The following is a 12,804-nucleotide window of genomic DNA, read 5'->3' as shown; positions in this document are numbered from 1 at the left end:
CGCCCCGACCTGCGGCAGGTCACCGCCGAGGACCAGACCACGATCCTGCGGCTGCTGACCGAGCGCCGCGACGACCTGGTCCACGAACGCACCCGTGTGCTGAACCGGCTCCACGCCGTCCTGCGTGACCTGCTGCCCGGAGGCGTGGCCACCGGCCTGTCCGCTGACAAGGCCGCCGCCGCGATGAAGGGCATCCGTCCCGTCACCGCCACGGACAGCTGCCGCCGCGACATAGCCCGCGACCTGCTGGCCGACCTTCGACGCCTGGACCGGCTGGTCAAGGACAACGAGGTCCAGATGCGCGAGGCACTGGCCGCGACGCGGACCACGCTTACCCGGCTGCCTGGCCTGGGCACCGTGCTGGCCGCGAAGGTGCTCGGGCACGTCGGCGACGTCACCCGCTTCCCGACCGAGCACCACTTCGCCAGCTACACCGGCAGCGCCCCGCTGGACGCGTCCAGCGGCAACAACGTCCGCCACCGGCTCAACACCGGCGGCAACCGGGCGTTGAACTCGGTCCTGCACACGATCGCGATCTGCCAGATCCGCGACGGCGGCCGCGGCCAGGACTACTACCTGCGCAAGATCGCCGAGGGGAAGACGCCCTCCGAGGCCCGCCGGGCCTTGAAGCGACGGCTGTCCAACGTGGTCTACCGGATCATGAAACGCGACCATCACACCCGCCTCGCCGCCGCCGCTTGACACACAGAGGCGCTATTAGGTCACAGGCTCCCGACCGGCGCGGTGCGTACTGGCACCGCCCGGACGGCCGACGATTCAACCCAAGGACAGCCGGAGCGTCAGTCAGTCGGAGGGTCAGACCCCGGAGCGGTGCCATCTACATCCTCACTGTCAGTCGACGTCGATCTGACCGCCGTTCAACTCCTTGCGGTCCCGGCGCGCCTGACCCGCCTTCGACACGTTCGAGCCCTCGGGGGACTGCGGGGCGCCCATGTTGCGCCGCACCGAGTCCAGGATCGTCAGGCCCTGTCCGACCAGCCCGGCCGCGATCTCGCCCAGCCCGTCCGCGCCGTTCAGCACGTTGACGTTGGCGCCGGCCAGGCCGCCGGCCGCCTCCTTGACGATCTGCGGCAGCTGGTCGATCAGCATCCGGTCCAGCGCGACGCGGTCGTGCGAGGCCGCCGCCTCCGCCTGGATCTTCATCCGCTCGGCCTCGGCCAGGGCCAGCACCCGGATCCGCTCGGCCTCCGCCTCCGCGGGCTTCACGATCTCCGCGACCAACTGCTGCTGACGCAGCTCCGCCGCGCGCTGGGCCAGCTCGGTCTGGGCCGCCAGCACCTCCTGCTGCGCGTGCGCGGCGGCCAGCGGGCCCGCCTGCGCGGCCTGGGCCTGGGCCCGGTCGATCTCGGCGGTGTACTGCGCCTTGACGACGGCGGTCTGCCGCGCGTACTCGGCCTGGTTACGGGCCGCCGCCTGCTCCGCCTCGGCGGACGCCTGGGTGGCCGCGGCCTGCGCGACCTGCGCGGCCCGCTGGATGTTCGCCTTGTGCGGCGCGGCCATCGCCGCGATGTAACCGGTCTGGCCGTCGTCGATCGACTGGATCTGCAACGAGTCGACGATCAGGCCGATCCTGGCCATCTCCGGCTTGGAGGTCTCCAGCACCTCGGTGGCCAGCTTCTGCCGCTCGGTGACGATCTCCTCCACCGTCATCGAGCCGATGATCGAGCGCAGGTGACCTGCAAAGATCCGGCCGGTGAGAATGGACATCTGGTCCTGGTCGGAGAGGAAGCGCTGACCGGCGTTGACGATGCTCTCGTGGTCGTTGCCGACCTTGAAGGCGATCACGGCGCGCACGGTGAGCGCGATGCCCTGCCGGGTCACACAGGTCTCGGCGACCTCGGACTCGCACATGGCCAGGGTCAGAAAGCGGGTCTTGCGAAAGACCGGCAGCACGAACTTCCCATGGCCGGTGACGACGCGGAACGGTGCACCCCCGAGCCCACGTCTGCCACCGGAGATCAGCATCGCCTCGTCGGGGGCCGGTACGCGGTAACCGAACATCCTTCTCGTCTCCTCCGTTGATACTGCTGTCAGAGCTGCTTACTGCTCTATCTGCTCTGTCTGCGCTATGGGGACTGCTGCGCGGGTTGCGACTGCGACGAGTCTGATGCAGCGGTCACGGAGCGTCGAGGGGTGCGTCCCACTCGATCACGTCGACCTGTCGCGCCCCCCGGGACTCGATGACCAGGACGGTCGTCCCCACCGGCAGCGGCTCCGGGGACCAGGCCAAGAAAGCCTCCGTCCCGCCGCGCACCCGGACCAGCACCTCCCCGGGCCCGTCGCTGCCGCGCGTGCCGATCAGCAACCGCCCGGTGCAGCCGATCACCGCCTCGTCCGCCGGCATGCCCACGTGCTCCTTCCGGTCGTCCCGCAACCGCTCGGGAATCACGACCCTAGCGCGATTCCCGCCGGTCGAGCGGGTTACGGAACGCGATTGCGCTCCTGTCCTGGTTCTGTCATTTACATAATGCTTACGCATGGTGCCGACGCCAGGCTCCGCAGCAATTTCGGCTACCAGGGCTTCTCACCCGAGTGCCCGCTTCGAGCGCCGGGGCTGGACGCGGCGGCGGTGTTCGCCACGGAGGACCTGGGCCGGGGTGGTGTCGTCGTAGGCCCCGCAGCCGGTGACGGACCAGAGAGACCACTGCTGCGGGACTTCGAAGTACGGCACCAGCACCCGGATCCGGCGGCGGCCCCAGCCGCGGTCGACTTCGAGCAGGGCGGGCAGCACGTCCGGCGTCTGGCCGGCGTGGATCGCGTCGCGGCACGACCTGCAGGCGGGGAAGCGGTCCGCGGCGGCGTCCAGGCGGCCGGTGCGCGGGCGCTGCCGTCGCTTGCCGTGCGGCGGCTGGACCGCGCCCGAACGCGCCGGGCCGTGCAGCGGGTTGTAGAAGCAGCGGGTGGTGCCGCCCTCCAACCGAACGTGCTCGTGCTGCGCGTGCGTGGCGACCAGGCGCTCCACCGCGCGTTCGGCCAGCACCACGGCGGCCGCCAGGTCGGGCAGGTCGGCGGCCTCGTCCAGCAGCTTGCCCGCGGCCTGGTAGGCCTGGATCGCCCACTCGTAGTGCCGCCGCGCCGCCTGCTCCTCGGGCGCGAGTTCGACCTCTGCCGCACGCATCACGTCCCCGGCCGCCGCGACTCGCTCGGCGGCCAGGCCGGCCAGGCGATCCCGCATGACCTCCCACTCGCGCAGCAGCAGCTCCTGCTGTTCGCGCGTCGAACGCCGCTCCGCCGAACTCTGCCCGGCCGCAGAGGCCTGCGCGTTCTCCGCGCGGCGCAGCAGCCTGAGAAACCACCAGTGCCGGAACACGCGCATCCTCCCCTGAACCTCCCAGCACGGTCATTCTGCGCCTGCGCCCGGCCTCGCCGACACCCGGGGCCGGCGTCAACTCGCCGGGGCGGGGCCTCGCTCGACCGGGTGAGCGATGACTCCAATCCGTAGCCGCATGGCTACCATCGGCAGCGCGAGCCGGCTCGCTTTCCCCCCGCGCAGCCAGCCGACCCAGCCGATGAGGAGTCGTCCGATGTCCCATCCCACCGCCCCCGCGTCCGCCGCCCCGCAGGTGCCTGTCGCCGGGCTGCCGATGCAGGCGGCGCGCTGCCAGTACGAGGGTCTGCCGATCCACGCCCGGCCGCCGTTCAGCGTGTTGCGCCCGACCCGTCGGATCCGTGAGCACGCGCGGATGCGACTGTCGGGCATCCCCCCGCAGGGCGCGGCGTCGGCGTTCGCAGTCGGCACGTGGGTGACGGTGCTCGGCGCGGAGGAGATCCGCGCGACGCTGGACGCGGACGACCGGCTCGGCGGGCTCTGGTTCACCGGCAGCCAGTGGTCCTTCTGCGGCGGCACGTACCAGGTCGAGCACGTGGTGCGGCGGATGATGGACGACCACTACCGGATGCGCAGGATCGCCCGCACGGTCACCCTGCGGGGCGGCACCTGCGCCGGCGCGGGCCCGGAGGACGACGGCTGCGGCCTCGGCTGCGCGCTGCTCTTCCGCGACGCCTGGCTGCGCCCGGCCGACGCCCCCGCGCCACTGCCGATGCCGACCCGGCACGCCACCGTCCGGAGCCTGCAGGAGATCCAGCAGACGCTCGGCTCCGACGGCACGCTGCTGGGCGTCCCCTTCCACGCGGCGATGGCCCGCTACGTCGGCCTGCGCCTGCCGGTGCTCCGCCAGGTCCGGCCGCGCGCGCTGCCGCGCTGGCAGTACCCGGTCGGCGAGTGGTACCAACTGGACGGCCTGCGCTGCCTCGGCGAACCGCTGGCCGGTCTGGGCTGCGACCGGCAGTGCGCGCTGCTCTGGCACCGCTCCTGGCTGCACCTCGACGAGGAGTGAGCGGCCCGAACGCGCCACTCGGCCGCAACTTTCCTTGATCGCCAGATGTTTCACGCGAAGCATTTGGCGATCTTGTTCGTCTGCCGACGAGTTGGCACCGCGCCGCCGGTCACGGCGCCAACTGCTCGCCACCACCGGTCTGGCTGCCGCTGCCTTGCCCACCGCCCTGCCCACCGCTTTGCCCGCCGCCGCTCGGCGCGAGCCTGATGTGGCCTCGACGGAGCGGGAAGAGCCGGGCGACGAGCCCGAACCCCGGCTTCTCCCAGGGCAGCAGGAAGCTGTGCCGGCTGAAGGCGAGCCCGGCGGCCGCCGCCAGATTCCGCAGCCGGGACTCGTCCAGGCCCATCCCGGGCATCGTCAGCAGCCGCCGCCCGGAGGCGTCGAGCAGGAGCACGCGACCTTCGTAGCCACGTCCCTGGCCGAGCGTTCGCTCCCGCAGCAGGACCAGTTCGGTCGGGCGCGCCGCCAACGGCGACCGGGCGTCGCCGTCCGGACCGGCCAGCGGGATCTCGACGAGCTTCGACCTGCCGTCGACGAGCACCAACGAGCGCCCGGTCCACTTCAGCGAGCCGAACGTCAGCCACCCGCTCAGTTCCGGCCCCGGCGGATTGCCCCCGGCGTCCTCGGTGGCCGCGCTGGGGGTGGGGCTGATCTGGCACGCGTCGCCGAGGGCGGCCGGTGCGGGGGCGAACTGCTCGGGCGTGGGCAGCCCGGCGTAGCCGAGATCCGGGTCGAAGACCAACAGCGGGCCCCAGGAACCCATCTGCCCGTTCACCCGCAGGATCTCCTCGGCGAGCTCCGCGCTCCGCACCGCCAGCCGGAGCGGAAGCGGGACCGCCCGCCACAGGGCGAGGTCCAGCAGGAGCGGCACCGGCACGAGCCACGCGAGCCATCCGGCCGCCCCGCCCGACGACGCCAGCGCCCCGGCCAGGACCGCACCGAGCGCCAGCGCGCCCGCCAGCCGCCACGCGATCCAGCGGCTCAGCCGCCGCAGCCGCAGCGCGTCCGGCAGTCCCTCCTCCGGGAGCCGCCAGATCCAGCGCACCGGCCGTAGCCACCGCCGCGACCGTCCCCGCCCCCGAAAGCCGGTCCGTCGGCCCATCCGCGCGGTCAGCCCGCGCCACATCATGCTCATCCAGACCCCCCTCGCAAGCTGCGAGTATCCGCTCTTCCCCGCGCCGGCGACAGGGTTGACGGGGCATCACATCTCGGGCGCAAAAAATCAACAGGTTTGAGAATCTTCACCACAACGCAGCGAAAACATGCTGCAGAAGGCTTGCTGACAGCCATCGTCCAGCCCTAATCTCGCCTCGTTTCGCGCGTCCGCACGCACTCCCTCCCCGCCCAGAGAAACGAGCATGCGATGTCACGCCGCACCCTGGCCGCGCTGACCGCGGCCACCGCCGGACTGAGCCTCGCGCTCGGCGGAGCCGCCACCGCCAGAGCCGCCTCCACGGACGTCACCGTCCCCGTCCCGCCCACGCCGGTCGTCACCCGCGCCGGACTCGATCCGGCACTCGTCAACGGCCGGGGCGCCGACCTCGGCTTCGTCGAGCAGGAGGCGGAGAAGGCGCCCACCACGGGCACCGTCATCGGCCCGGGCCGGGACGCCTACACCCTCGCCGCCGAGGCATCCGGGCGCAGCGCCGTGCAGTTGACGCCGGGCCAGTACGTCGACTTCACGCTCCCCCGGGACGCGAACGCGATCACTGTCCGCTACAGCATCCCGGACGCGCCCAACGGCGGCGGCCTCACCGCGCCGCTGGACGTCAGCGTGAACGGCCACCACCGCGCCACCATGACGCTCACCTCGCAGTACGCCTGGCTCTACAACCAGTACCCGTTCACCAACGACCCCAACGCCGGGCTGCTCCACCCTGACTGGTGGATCACCGAATGCTCCTGCGTGCCGAGCCAGACCACGCCCACGCCGGTCATCACCAAGCCGTTCCGTCCGAACCACTTCTACGACGAGCAACGCCTGCTCCTCGACCGCACCTACCGGGCCGGCGAGACGGTCCGGCTCTCCGTCCCGCAGCGCAGCGACGCCGTGACCACCACGATCGACCTGATGGACTCGCAGCTCGTCGCCCCGCCGAAGATCGATCTCTTCGCCGCCGACGTCCTCGCCTTCGGCGCGGACCCGACCGGCCACCGCGACTCCGCCGACGCCATCGACGCCGCGATCGCCTTCGCCAAGCGGACCCACCTCAAGGTCTACCTCCCGCCGGGGACCTACCAGGTGAACCGGCACATCCTCGTCGACGACGTGACGATCGAGGGCGCCGGCAACTGGTACACGATCGTCAAGGGCCACCAGGTCACACTCGCCACCCCGGCTCCCGATGGTTCCGTCCACACCGGCGTCGGCTTCTACGGCAAGGACGCGAGCGCGGGCGGCAGCCACAACGTGCACCTCTCCGGCTTCGCCGTCGAGGGCGACGTCCGCGAGCGGATCGACACCGACCAGGTGAACGCGATCGGCGGCTCGTTCAGCGACTCCAGCATCGACGGCCTCTACCTCCACCACACGAAGGTCGGCATCTGGCTGGACGGCCCGATGTCCAACCTGTCCATCACGAACAACCAGATCGCCGACCAGATCGCGGACGGCATCAACTTCCACAGCGGAGTGACGAACTCGCTCGTCCGCAACAACTTCATCCGCAACACCGGCGACGACGGCATCGCGCTGTGGTCCGAGACCGCCGAGGACGCGAACGACACCATCGACCACAACACCGTGCAGACCCCCGTGCTCGCCAACGGCCTCGCCGTCTACGGCGGCACGGACAACACGTTCTCGAACAACCTCGTCGCCGACCCGATCCGGGAGGGCAGCGCGATCCAGGTCGGCTCCCGCTTCGGCGCGCAGCCCTTCACCGGACACCTCTGGATCACGGACAACACCACCGTCCGGGCCGGGACCTTCGAACTCAACTGGAAGATCGGCCTCGGCGCGATCTGGTTCTACGCCCTCCAGCGCAACATCGACGCGGACGTGGAGGTGGTCGGCGACAACTTCCTCGACAACACCTACAACGCGATCATGCTGGTCGCCGACTGGCCGGTGAAGGACCTCTACTCCATCACCAACGTCCACTTCCGGGACATCAAGGTCGACGGCACCGGCACCGACGTCGTCAGCGCCCGCGCGGCAGGGAGCGCCAGCTTCCAGAACGTGGTGGCCCGCAACGTCGGCGCGGTCGGCGTCAACAACTGCGGCTCCTTCCACTTCACCTCCGCCGGCTCGGAGTTCTCCCTCACCGACCTCGGCGGCAACACCGGCGGCGGCACGACCGGGCCGTGGTTCGCGCCCTGGGAGCTGCCGAACACCATCACCTGCGCCGACCGCCCGGCCGTCGTCCCCCCGCCCGCCCCCGCGCCCTGGTGACACCTGCTCGGGCCTGAGGATTTCATGATCGCCAAATGTTTCACGTGAAGCATTTGGCGATCATGGTTCGTACGCGTGCCAAAGGCTCTACGCCCGGTACGCCAGCCGTCGCGGGGCGGGCAGTTCGGCGAGGTACTGCTCGAACGAGGTCCGCCCGTACGGCTCGCCCGGCACGAGGTTGCCGCCCGCGCGGAAGGCGGCGAAGGTGCGGCCGGGGAGACGCAGTGGCAGGAGCGGGCGGCGGCGACCGGTCGCGGCGAGGTAGGCGAGGTCGCGGGCGCTGCGCGCCTCGGGGCCGCCGAGGTCGTCCGCGCGACCGTCGAGGGGCGCGGCGACGGCGAGTTCGGCGAGGCGGGTCGCGACGTCCCGCGCGTCGACCGGCTGGAACCGCAGGTCCGGCACCACCATCACCGGCGCCTTGGCCGCGCCCGCGAAGAGCGCGCGCAGCAGGTCGTGGAACTGCGTCGCCCGCAGGACGGTGAACGGCAGGCCGGACTCGGCGAGCAGCCGCTCGGCCTCCAGCTTGCCGCGGTAGTACCCGAACGGGATCCGGTCGACGCCGACGATCGACACGTACACCAGATGCGGCGGCGCCTCCCCGGCCCGGCGGGCCCCGGCGACCAGGTTCCGCATCAGCGCGGCCTCCTGCCCGCGGCCGAAGCCGGTCGCGCAGTGCACCACCGCCGCCGCCCCGGCGAGGGCCGCGTCCACGCCCTGGCCGCTGGCCAGATCCGCCGTCGCCCAGCCGATCCCGTCCGAACCCGTGCTTGCCCGCTCCCGCCGGCTCAGCACCCGGACCGGGTGGCCCCGTTCGCGCAGCTTCTCGACCACGACCCGGCCGAGCACACCGGTCCCCCCGGTCACCACGATGTCTCCGCCGTCGCCCACTGTTCCCTCGCTCCACCTGGTTTGCGATGTCTCACCAGCATGGACAGACGGCCCACTGGAAACGTGACACGACGCGCGGGGCAGCGCTCACGCCGCGAGGCGGGCGACGAGCTGCTCGTTGAGCCGGCCGGCGATCTGCGTCAGCACCCGGGCGGCCACGGCGAGGTCCGCCTCCGGAATCCCGCCGTAGGCGTTGGCGACGACCCCGGTGGTTGCCTCGCGCAGCTCCGCGAAGAGCACCTCCCCGGCCGCGGTCGCCCGGACTCGCGCGCCATCCTCCTCGCCGTCCTCGACCAGCCGCGCCGTGGCGACCAGCCCGGCGACGGCGTCCCGTGCCGCCTCAGCGCTGACCTTCAGCCCGCCGACCAGCCGCTGCACCAGCGCGTCGACGTCGGCGGTCCCGCCGCCGGTCATCGTCACGCTGAGCGCGATCCACTGGATCCGGGTCAGCCCGGACGGCGCGAGCGTGAGGGCCAGGTGCGCGAGGTGGGCGTTCTCGACCTCGCCGATGATCTGCGGGGTGAGCGTCGGTGCGATGGCGTTCATGACTACTCCTCGTTCGGTTCGTAGGCGTTGTCGATCCCGATCGGTACATCCAGCAGAGCCGTCAGCTCCGCCACAAAGGCCCCGGTCCGCTCACCGGCCAGCCCGCCCAGCGGAGCCAGCAGCTGCTCGTGCAACCCCTGCACGAGCTCGATGGCCTGCTGCGCCATCTCGCTCCCGCGCTCGGTCAGCGCGAGCCGCACGGCTCGCGTGTCGACCTCGTCGCGGACCCGCTCGACCAGCCCGTCAGCCTCCAGCGTCCGGGCCAGCTTGGAGACGTAGAGCGGCTCCAGGCCGGTGTGATCGGCCAGCTCCCGCTGACTCGGCCGCCGCCCAGCGCGCTGCATGCCGTAGAGCGACGAGACCAGCGAGTACTTGGCATGCGTCAGCCCGAGCGGCGCGACGGCCCGATCGACGGCGACCCGCCACTTGAGCGAGAGCCGCCAGACCAGGAAGCCGGGCGTGGGACCACTCTTCGGTGCGTTCGGCGCCTTGCTCATGGCAGATACAGTACATAGATATTAAGTACATGGCTACTATCTGGCGTCCTGCATCCCGCAAGGCGCGCCGCGACCTAGGCTGGGCCCGAACTCCGTTCCGTCGTCGCACCCACAAGGAGCGCACCTCATGACCCAGGCACACCCCGCCGATCACACCCCACTCGCCGAGGCCGTCGCCGCGCTGATGCCGCGTGCGAAGGACGAGCTGGCCGAGCTCGTCGCGTACCGGTCCGTCGCCGATCCGCGGCAGTTCCCCGTGAGCGAGTGCGAGAAGGCGGCCACCTGGGTCGCCGACGCGCTGCGGGCGGAGGGGTTCGCGGACGTGGCGGTGCTGGACACGCCGGACGGGACGCAGTCCGTGTACGGGCGCCTGGCCGGTCCCGAGGGTGCGCCAACGGTGCTGCTGTACGCGCACTACGACGTACAGCCGCCGCTGGACGAGGCCGCCTGGGTCTCGCCGCCGTTCGAGCTGACCGAGCGGGACGGGCGCTGGTACGGGCGCGGAGCTGCCGACTGCAAGGGCGGCTTCCTGATGCACCTCATCGCGCTGCGCGCGCTGCGCGCGGAGGGCGGGGTGCCGGTCACCGTCAAGGTGATCGTCGAGGGCTCGGAGGAGCAGGGCACCGGCGGGCTCCAGCGCTACGCCGAGGCCCACCCCGAGCTGCTGACCGCCGACGCGATCGTCATCGGCGACACCGGCAACTTCCGCGTCGGGCTGCCCACGGTGACGGCGACGCTGCGCGGCATGACCATGCTCGAGGTCGGCGTCCGCACGCTCGGCGGCAACCTGCACTCCGGCCAGTTCGGCGGGGCCGCCCCGGACGCGCTCGCCGCGCTGATCCGGATGCTCGACTCGCTGCGCGACGAGACGGGCGCGACCGTCGTGCGCGGCCTGGAGGAGCAGGCGCAGCAGACGTGGGAGGGCCTGCAGTACGACGAGGCCACCTTCCGCGCCGACGCCAAGGTGCTGGACGGCGTCGGCCTGACCGGAACCGGCACGATCGCCGACCGGATCTGGGCCCGCCCCGCGGTGACCGTGCTCGGGATCGACTGCCCGCCCGTCGTCGGCGCGACGCCTTCGGTTCAGGCGGAGGCCAAGGCGCTGGTCAGCCTGCGGGTGCCGCCGGGCCTCGACGCCGCGAAGGCGGAGGAGGCGCTCACCGCGCACCTGACCGAGGCGGCTCCGTGGGGTGCGCTCGTCGAGGTGACTCCGCGCGGCCAGGGCCAGGCCTTCCGCGCCGACACCGACAGCCCGGCGTACGCGGCGATGGCCGAGGCGATGGGCGTCGCCTACCCGGGCGAGGAACTGCAGATCGCGGGCCAGGGCGGCTCGATCCCGCTCTGCAACACCCTGGCCACCCTCTACCCGGAGGCGGAGATCCTGCTGATCGGTCTCAGCGAGCCCGACGCGCAGATCCACGCGGTCAACGAGAGCGTCTCCCCGCAGGAGCTGGAGCGGCTCTCTCTCGCCGAGGCGCTGTTCCTGCGCGGCTACGCGGCCGGCAAGCGCGGCTGAGCCACCCGATTGTCCGACCCGGCGGTCGGCACCAGCGCCTGCTCGGGCGTCGGGACCGGCCGCCGTCGCGCGGGGGCCTGGCCGGCGAGCATCGCGCCGAGAGCGAGCGCCAGACCGAGCAGTTGCCAGCCCGTCAGCGTCTGGTGCAGCACGACCAGACCGCCCAGCGTCGCGACCAGCGGGTTGATCAGGCCGAGGAAGGACGCGGGTCCGGCGCCGAGGCGGTCGATGCCGCGGAACCAGAGGACGTAGCCCAGCGCCGTGCTGAGCAGACCGAGGTAGGCGAAGCCGAGCAGGTTGGCCGTGGTCGGCTCCGGCGGCGCGCCCTCGACCAGCGCGGCGAGTGGCGCGAGGAAGAGCCCGCCCGCGACGAGCTGCCAGGCCGTCAGGTCGACGAGCGTGGCGCCCTCCGGCTTGCCCCAGCGGCGGACCAGCACGGTCCCGAGTGCCATCAGCACGATCGCGGTCACCATCGCGGCGATCCCGGCGCCGTCCAGCGCCGCACCGGACTTGAGCACCAGCAGGCCGACCCCGGCCACGCCGACCACCCCGGCGATCACGGCCCGCCGCCCTGGCCGCACCCCCAGCACGCCGATGCCGAAGCCGGCGACGAGCAGCGGCTGGATCGCGCCGATCGTCGAGGCGACGCCGCCGGGCAGCCGGTAGGCGCCGAAGAAGACGAGCGGGAAGAAGAGCCCGATGTTCAGCATCCCGAGCAGCGCCGCGCGCCCCCACCACCGGCCGCTCGGCAGCCTTCGTCCCAGCAGCAGGAGCAGCAGTCCTGCGGGCAGCGCCCGCACCGCGGCGAGCAGCAGTGGCCGCCCCTCCGGCAGCACCTGCGTCGTGACCAGGTACGTCGTCCCCCACATCGCCGGCGCGAGCGCCGCCGTCAGCGCCACGCCGAGCCGACCCCCGCGCGAGCCCTGGCCGCCTGTGCCCATGGTCTTCACTGTCCCCACGACAATCACCTCAGCGTTGACTATATGAACGTTGAGATAAATAGTGGCCCCAAAATCCGCGAACGTCAAGTATCTTAATGTTGAGACATCTCGACCGACTCGACCGAGGAGAAGCCATGCCGGACGAACCCCTGCGCGACGCGGTCGACGACATCGTCGACCAGTGGAATGCCGCCCGCCCCGATCTCGACACCGCGCCGATGGCACTGGTCGGCCGGCTCAACCGCTTCCACGCCCACGTCGACGCGGCGCTGCGCGAGTACTTCGCCGAGAACGGCCTCGACTTCTCCGAGTTCGACGTGCTGGCCACCCTCCGCCGCTCCGGCGAGCCCTACGAGCTCAACGCACGCGCCCTGCTCAAATCAGCGATGGTGACCTCGGGAGCGATCACCAACCGGGTCGACAAGCTGGCGGCCAAGGGCTTGGTGGAGCGCCGCCCCTGCCCGACCGACCGCCGTGCGGTCCTGATCCGGCTCACCCCGGCGGGCAAGGAGTTGATCGACGCCGTGGCCCCCGGCCATATCCGCAACGAGGAACGCCTGGTCGCCGCCCTCACCCCGGCCGAGCGCGACCAGCTCAGCGGCCTGCTCAGGAAGCTCCTCGTCTCACGCGGCGACACCCGGCTGCTCTGAGCCGGGCGTCGCGC

Annotated in this window: 13 protein-coding genes; 5 read left to right on the top strand and 8 right to left on the bottom strand. The window is 71.9% G+C overall.

Annotated features, from left to right (window positions below; all coding sequences use genetic code 11):
• Nucleotides 1-702: transposase (locus ABIA32_RS02195; RefSeq protein WP_370091968.1), on the top strand; the 702-nt coding region annotated here is incomplete at its 5' end.
• A gap of 150 nt (nt 703-852) precedes the next feature.
• Here the strand turns inward: ABIA32_RS02195 and ABIA32_RS02190 are convergent.
• The 3 genes from ABIA32_RS02190 to ABIA32_RS02180 all read right to left on the bottom strand — a co-directional run bounded on the left by ABIA32_RS02190 (nt 853) and on the right by ABIA32_RS02180 (nt 3,337).
• A complete protein-coding gene (locus ABIA32_RS02190) occupies nt 853-2,022 on the bottom strand; it encodes an SPFH domain-containing protein (RefSeq protein ID WP_370091967.1) in 1,170 nt (389 codons plus the stop codon).
• A gap of 115 nt (nt 2,023-2,137) precedes the next feature.
• Nucleotides 2,138-2,365 (bottom strand): hypothetical protein, encoded by a 228-nt coding sequence (locus ABIA32_RS02185; protein WP_370091966.1) that lies wholly within the window; start codon nt 2,363-2,365, stop codon nt 2,138-2,140.
• A gap of 180 nt (nt 2,366-2,545) precedes the next feature.
• A complete protein-coding gene (locus ABIA32_RS02180; RefSeq protein WP_370091965.1) occupies nt 2,546-3,337 on the bottom strand; it encodes a hypothetical protein in 792 nt (263 codons plus the stop codon).
• A gap of 208 nt (nt 3,338-3,545) precedes the next feature.
• Between ABIA32_RS02180 and ABIA32_RS02175 the strand changes: the two genes are divergently transcribed.
• Complete coding sequence (locus tag ABIA32_RS02175) at nt 3,546-4,358, top strand: hypothetical protein (protein ID WP_370091963.1); 813 nt, start codon at nt 3,546-3,548, stop codon at nt 4,356-4,358.
• A gap of 109 nt (nt 4,359-4,467) precedes the next feature.
• On the opposite strand, the gene ABIA32_RS02170 is transcribed toward ABIA32_RS02175, so the two are convergent.
• Nucleotides 4,468-5,493: a hypothetical protein gene (locus ABIA32_RS02170; RefSeq protein WP_370091961.1), complete on the bottom strand. Its 1,026-nt coding sequence runs from the start codon at nt 5,491-5,493 to the stop codon at nt 4,468-4,470.
• Between the two features lie 228 nt (nt 5,494-5,721).
• On the opposite strand from ABIA32_RS02170, the gene ABIA32_RS02165 reads away from it, so the two are divergent.
• A complete protein-coding gene (locus ABIA32_RS02165; RefSeq protein ID WP_370091959.1) occupies nt 5,722-7,752 on the top strand; it encodes a glycosyl hydrolase family 28-related protein in 2,031 nt (676 codons plus the stop codon).
• A gap of 87 nt (nt 7,753-7,839) precedes the next feature.
• Here ABIA32_RS02165 and ABIA32_RS02160 read toward each other — a convergent pair whose 3' ends face one another.
• The 3 genes from ABIA32_RS02160 to ABIA32_RS02150 form a co-directional block, all read right to left on the bottom strand.
• Nucleotides 7,840-8,640 carry an SDR family oxidoreductase gene (locus tag ABIA32_RS02160; RefSeq protein WP_370091958.1) on the bottom strand — a complete coding sequence of 267 codons (801 nt, stop codon included), beginning with the start codon at nt 8,638-8,640 and terminating at the stop codon, nt 7,840-7,842.
• 87 nt (nt 8,641-8,727) lie between these two features.
• Nucleotides 8,728-9,186, bottom strand: coding sequence for a hypothetical protein (locus ABIA32_RS02155; RefSeq protein ID WP_370091957.1), 459 nt, complete (start codon nt 9,184-9,186; stop codon nt 8,728-8,730).
• Between the two features lie 2 nt (nt 9,187-9,188).
• Entirely contained in the window at nt 9,189-9,683 is a 495-nt protein-coding gene (locus tag ABIA32_RS02150) for a MarR family winged helix-turn-helix transcriptional regulator (RefSeq protein ID WP_370091955.1), read from the bottom strand.
• A 127-nt stretch (nt 9,684-9,810) separates the two neighbouring features.
• Here ABIA32_RS02150 and ABIA32_RS02145 point away from each other — a divergent pair, with 127 nt between their 5' ends.
• A complete protein-coding gene (locus tag ABIA32_RS02145) occupies nt 9,811-11,199 on the top strand; it encodes a dipeptidase (RefSeq protein WP_370091954.1) in 1,389 nt (462 codons plus the stop codon).
• Here the strand turns inward: ABIA32_RS02145 and ABIA32_RS02140 are convergent.
• Nucleotides 11,175-12,158, bottom strand: a complete 984-nt coding sequence (locus ABIA32_RS02140) for an EamA family transporter (RefSeq protein WP_370091953.1) — start codon at nt 12,156-12,158, stop codon at nt 11,175-11,177. The two genes, ABIA32_RS02145 and ABIA32_RS02140, sit on opposite strands and share 25 nt — an antisense overlap.
• A gap of 116 nt (nt 12,159-12,274) precedes the next feature.
• On the opposite strand from ABIA32_RS02140, the gene ABIA32_RS02135 reads away from it, so the two are divergent.
• Nucleotides 12,275-12,790, top strand: a complete 516-nt coding sequence (locus ABIA32_RS02135; protein ID WP_370091952.1) for a MarR family winged helix-turn-helix transcriptional regulator — start codon at nt 12,275-12,277, stop codon at nt 12,788-12,790.
• The last annotated feature ends 14 nt before the right edge of the window (nt 12,791-12,804 follow it).

This window comes from Streptacidiphilus sp. MAP12-20 (assembly GCF_041262525.1).
In the GTDB taxonomy this organism is placed as follows: domain Bacteria; phylum Actinomycetota; class Actinomycetes; order Streptomycetales; family Streptomycetaceae; genus Streptacidiphilus.
This window is presented reverse-complemented; position numbering and strand designations above follow the sequence as displayed.

Excerpts from the sequence above, each read along its gene's own strand:
- ABIA32_RS02190 (WP_370091967.1), bottom strand. The coding sequence starts at position 2,022 with ATGTTCGGTTACCGCGTACCGGCCCCCGACGAGGCGATGCTGATCTCC.
- ABIA32_RS02185 (WP_370091966.1), bottom strand. The coding sequence starts at position 2,365 with ATGCCGGCGGACGAGGCGGTGATCGGCTGCACCGGGCGGTTGCTGATC.
- ABIA32_RS02180 (WP_370091965.1), bottom strand. The coding sequence starts at position 3,337 with ATGCGCGTGTTCCGGCACTGGTGGTTTCTCAGGCTGCTGCGCCGCGCG.
- ABIA32_RS02175 (WP_370091963.1), top strand. The coding sequence starts at position 3,546 with ATGTCCCATCCCACCGCCCCCGCGTCCGCCGCCCCGCAGGTGCCTGTC.
- ABIA32_RS02170 (WP_370091961.1), bottom strand. The coding sequence starts at position 5,493 with ATGAGCATGATGTGGCGCGGGCTGACCGCGCGGATGGGCCGACGGACC.
- ABIA32_RS02165 (WP_370091959.1), top strand. The coding sequence starts at position 5,722 with ATGTCACGCCGCACCCTGGCCGCGCTGACCGCGGCCACCGCCGGACTG.
- ABIA32_RS02155 (WP_370091957.1), bottom strand. The coding sequence starts at position 9,186 with ATGAACGCCATCGCACCGACGCTCACCCCGCAGATCATCGGCGAGGTC.
- ABIA32_RS02150 (WP_370091955.1), bottom strand. The coding sequence starts at position 9,683 with ATGAGCAAGGCGCCGAACGCACCGAAGAGTGGTCCCACGCCCGGCTTC.
- ABIA32_RS02145 (WP_370091954.1), top strand. The coding sequence starts at position 9,811 with ATGACCCAGGCACACCCCGCCGATCACACCCCACTCGCCGAGGCCGTC.
- ABIA32_RS02135 (WP_370091952.1), top strand. The coding sequence starts at position 12,275 with ATGCCGGACGAACCCCTGCGCGACGCGGTCGACGACATCGTCGACCAG.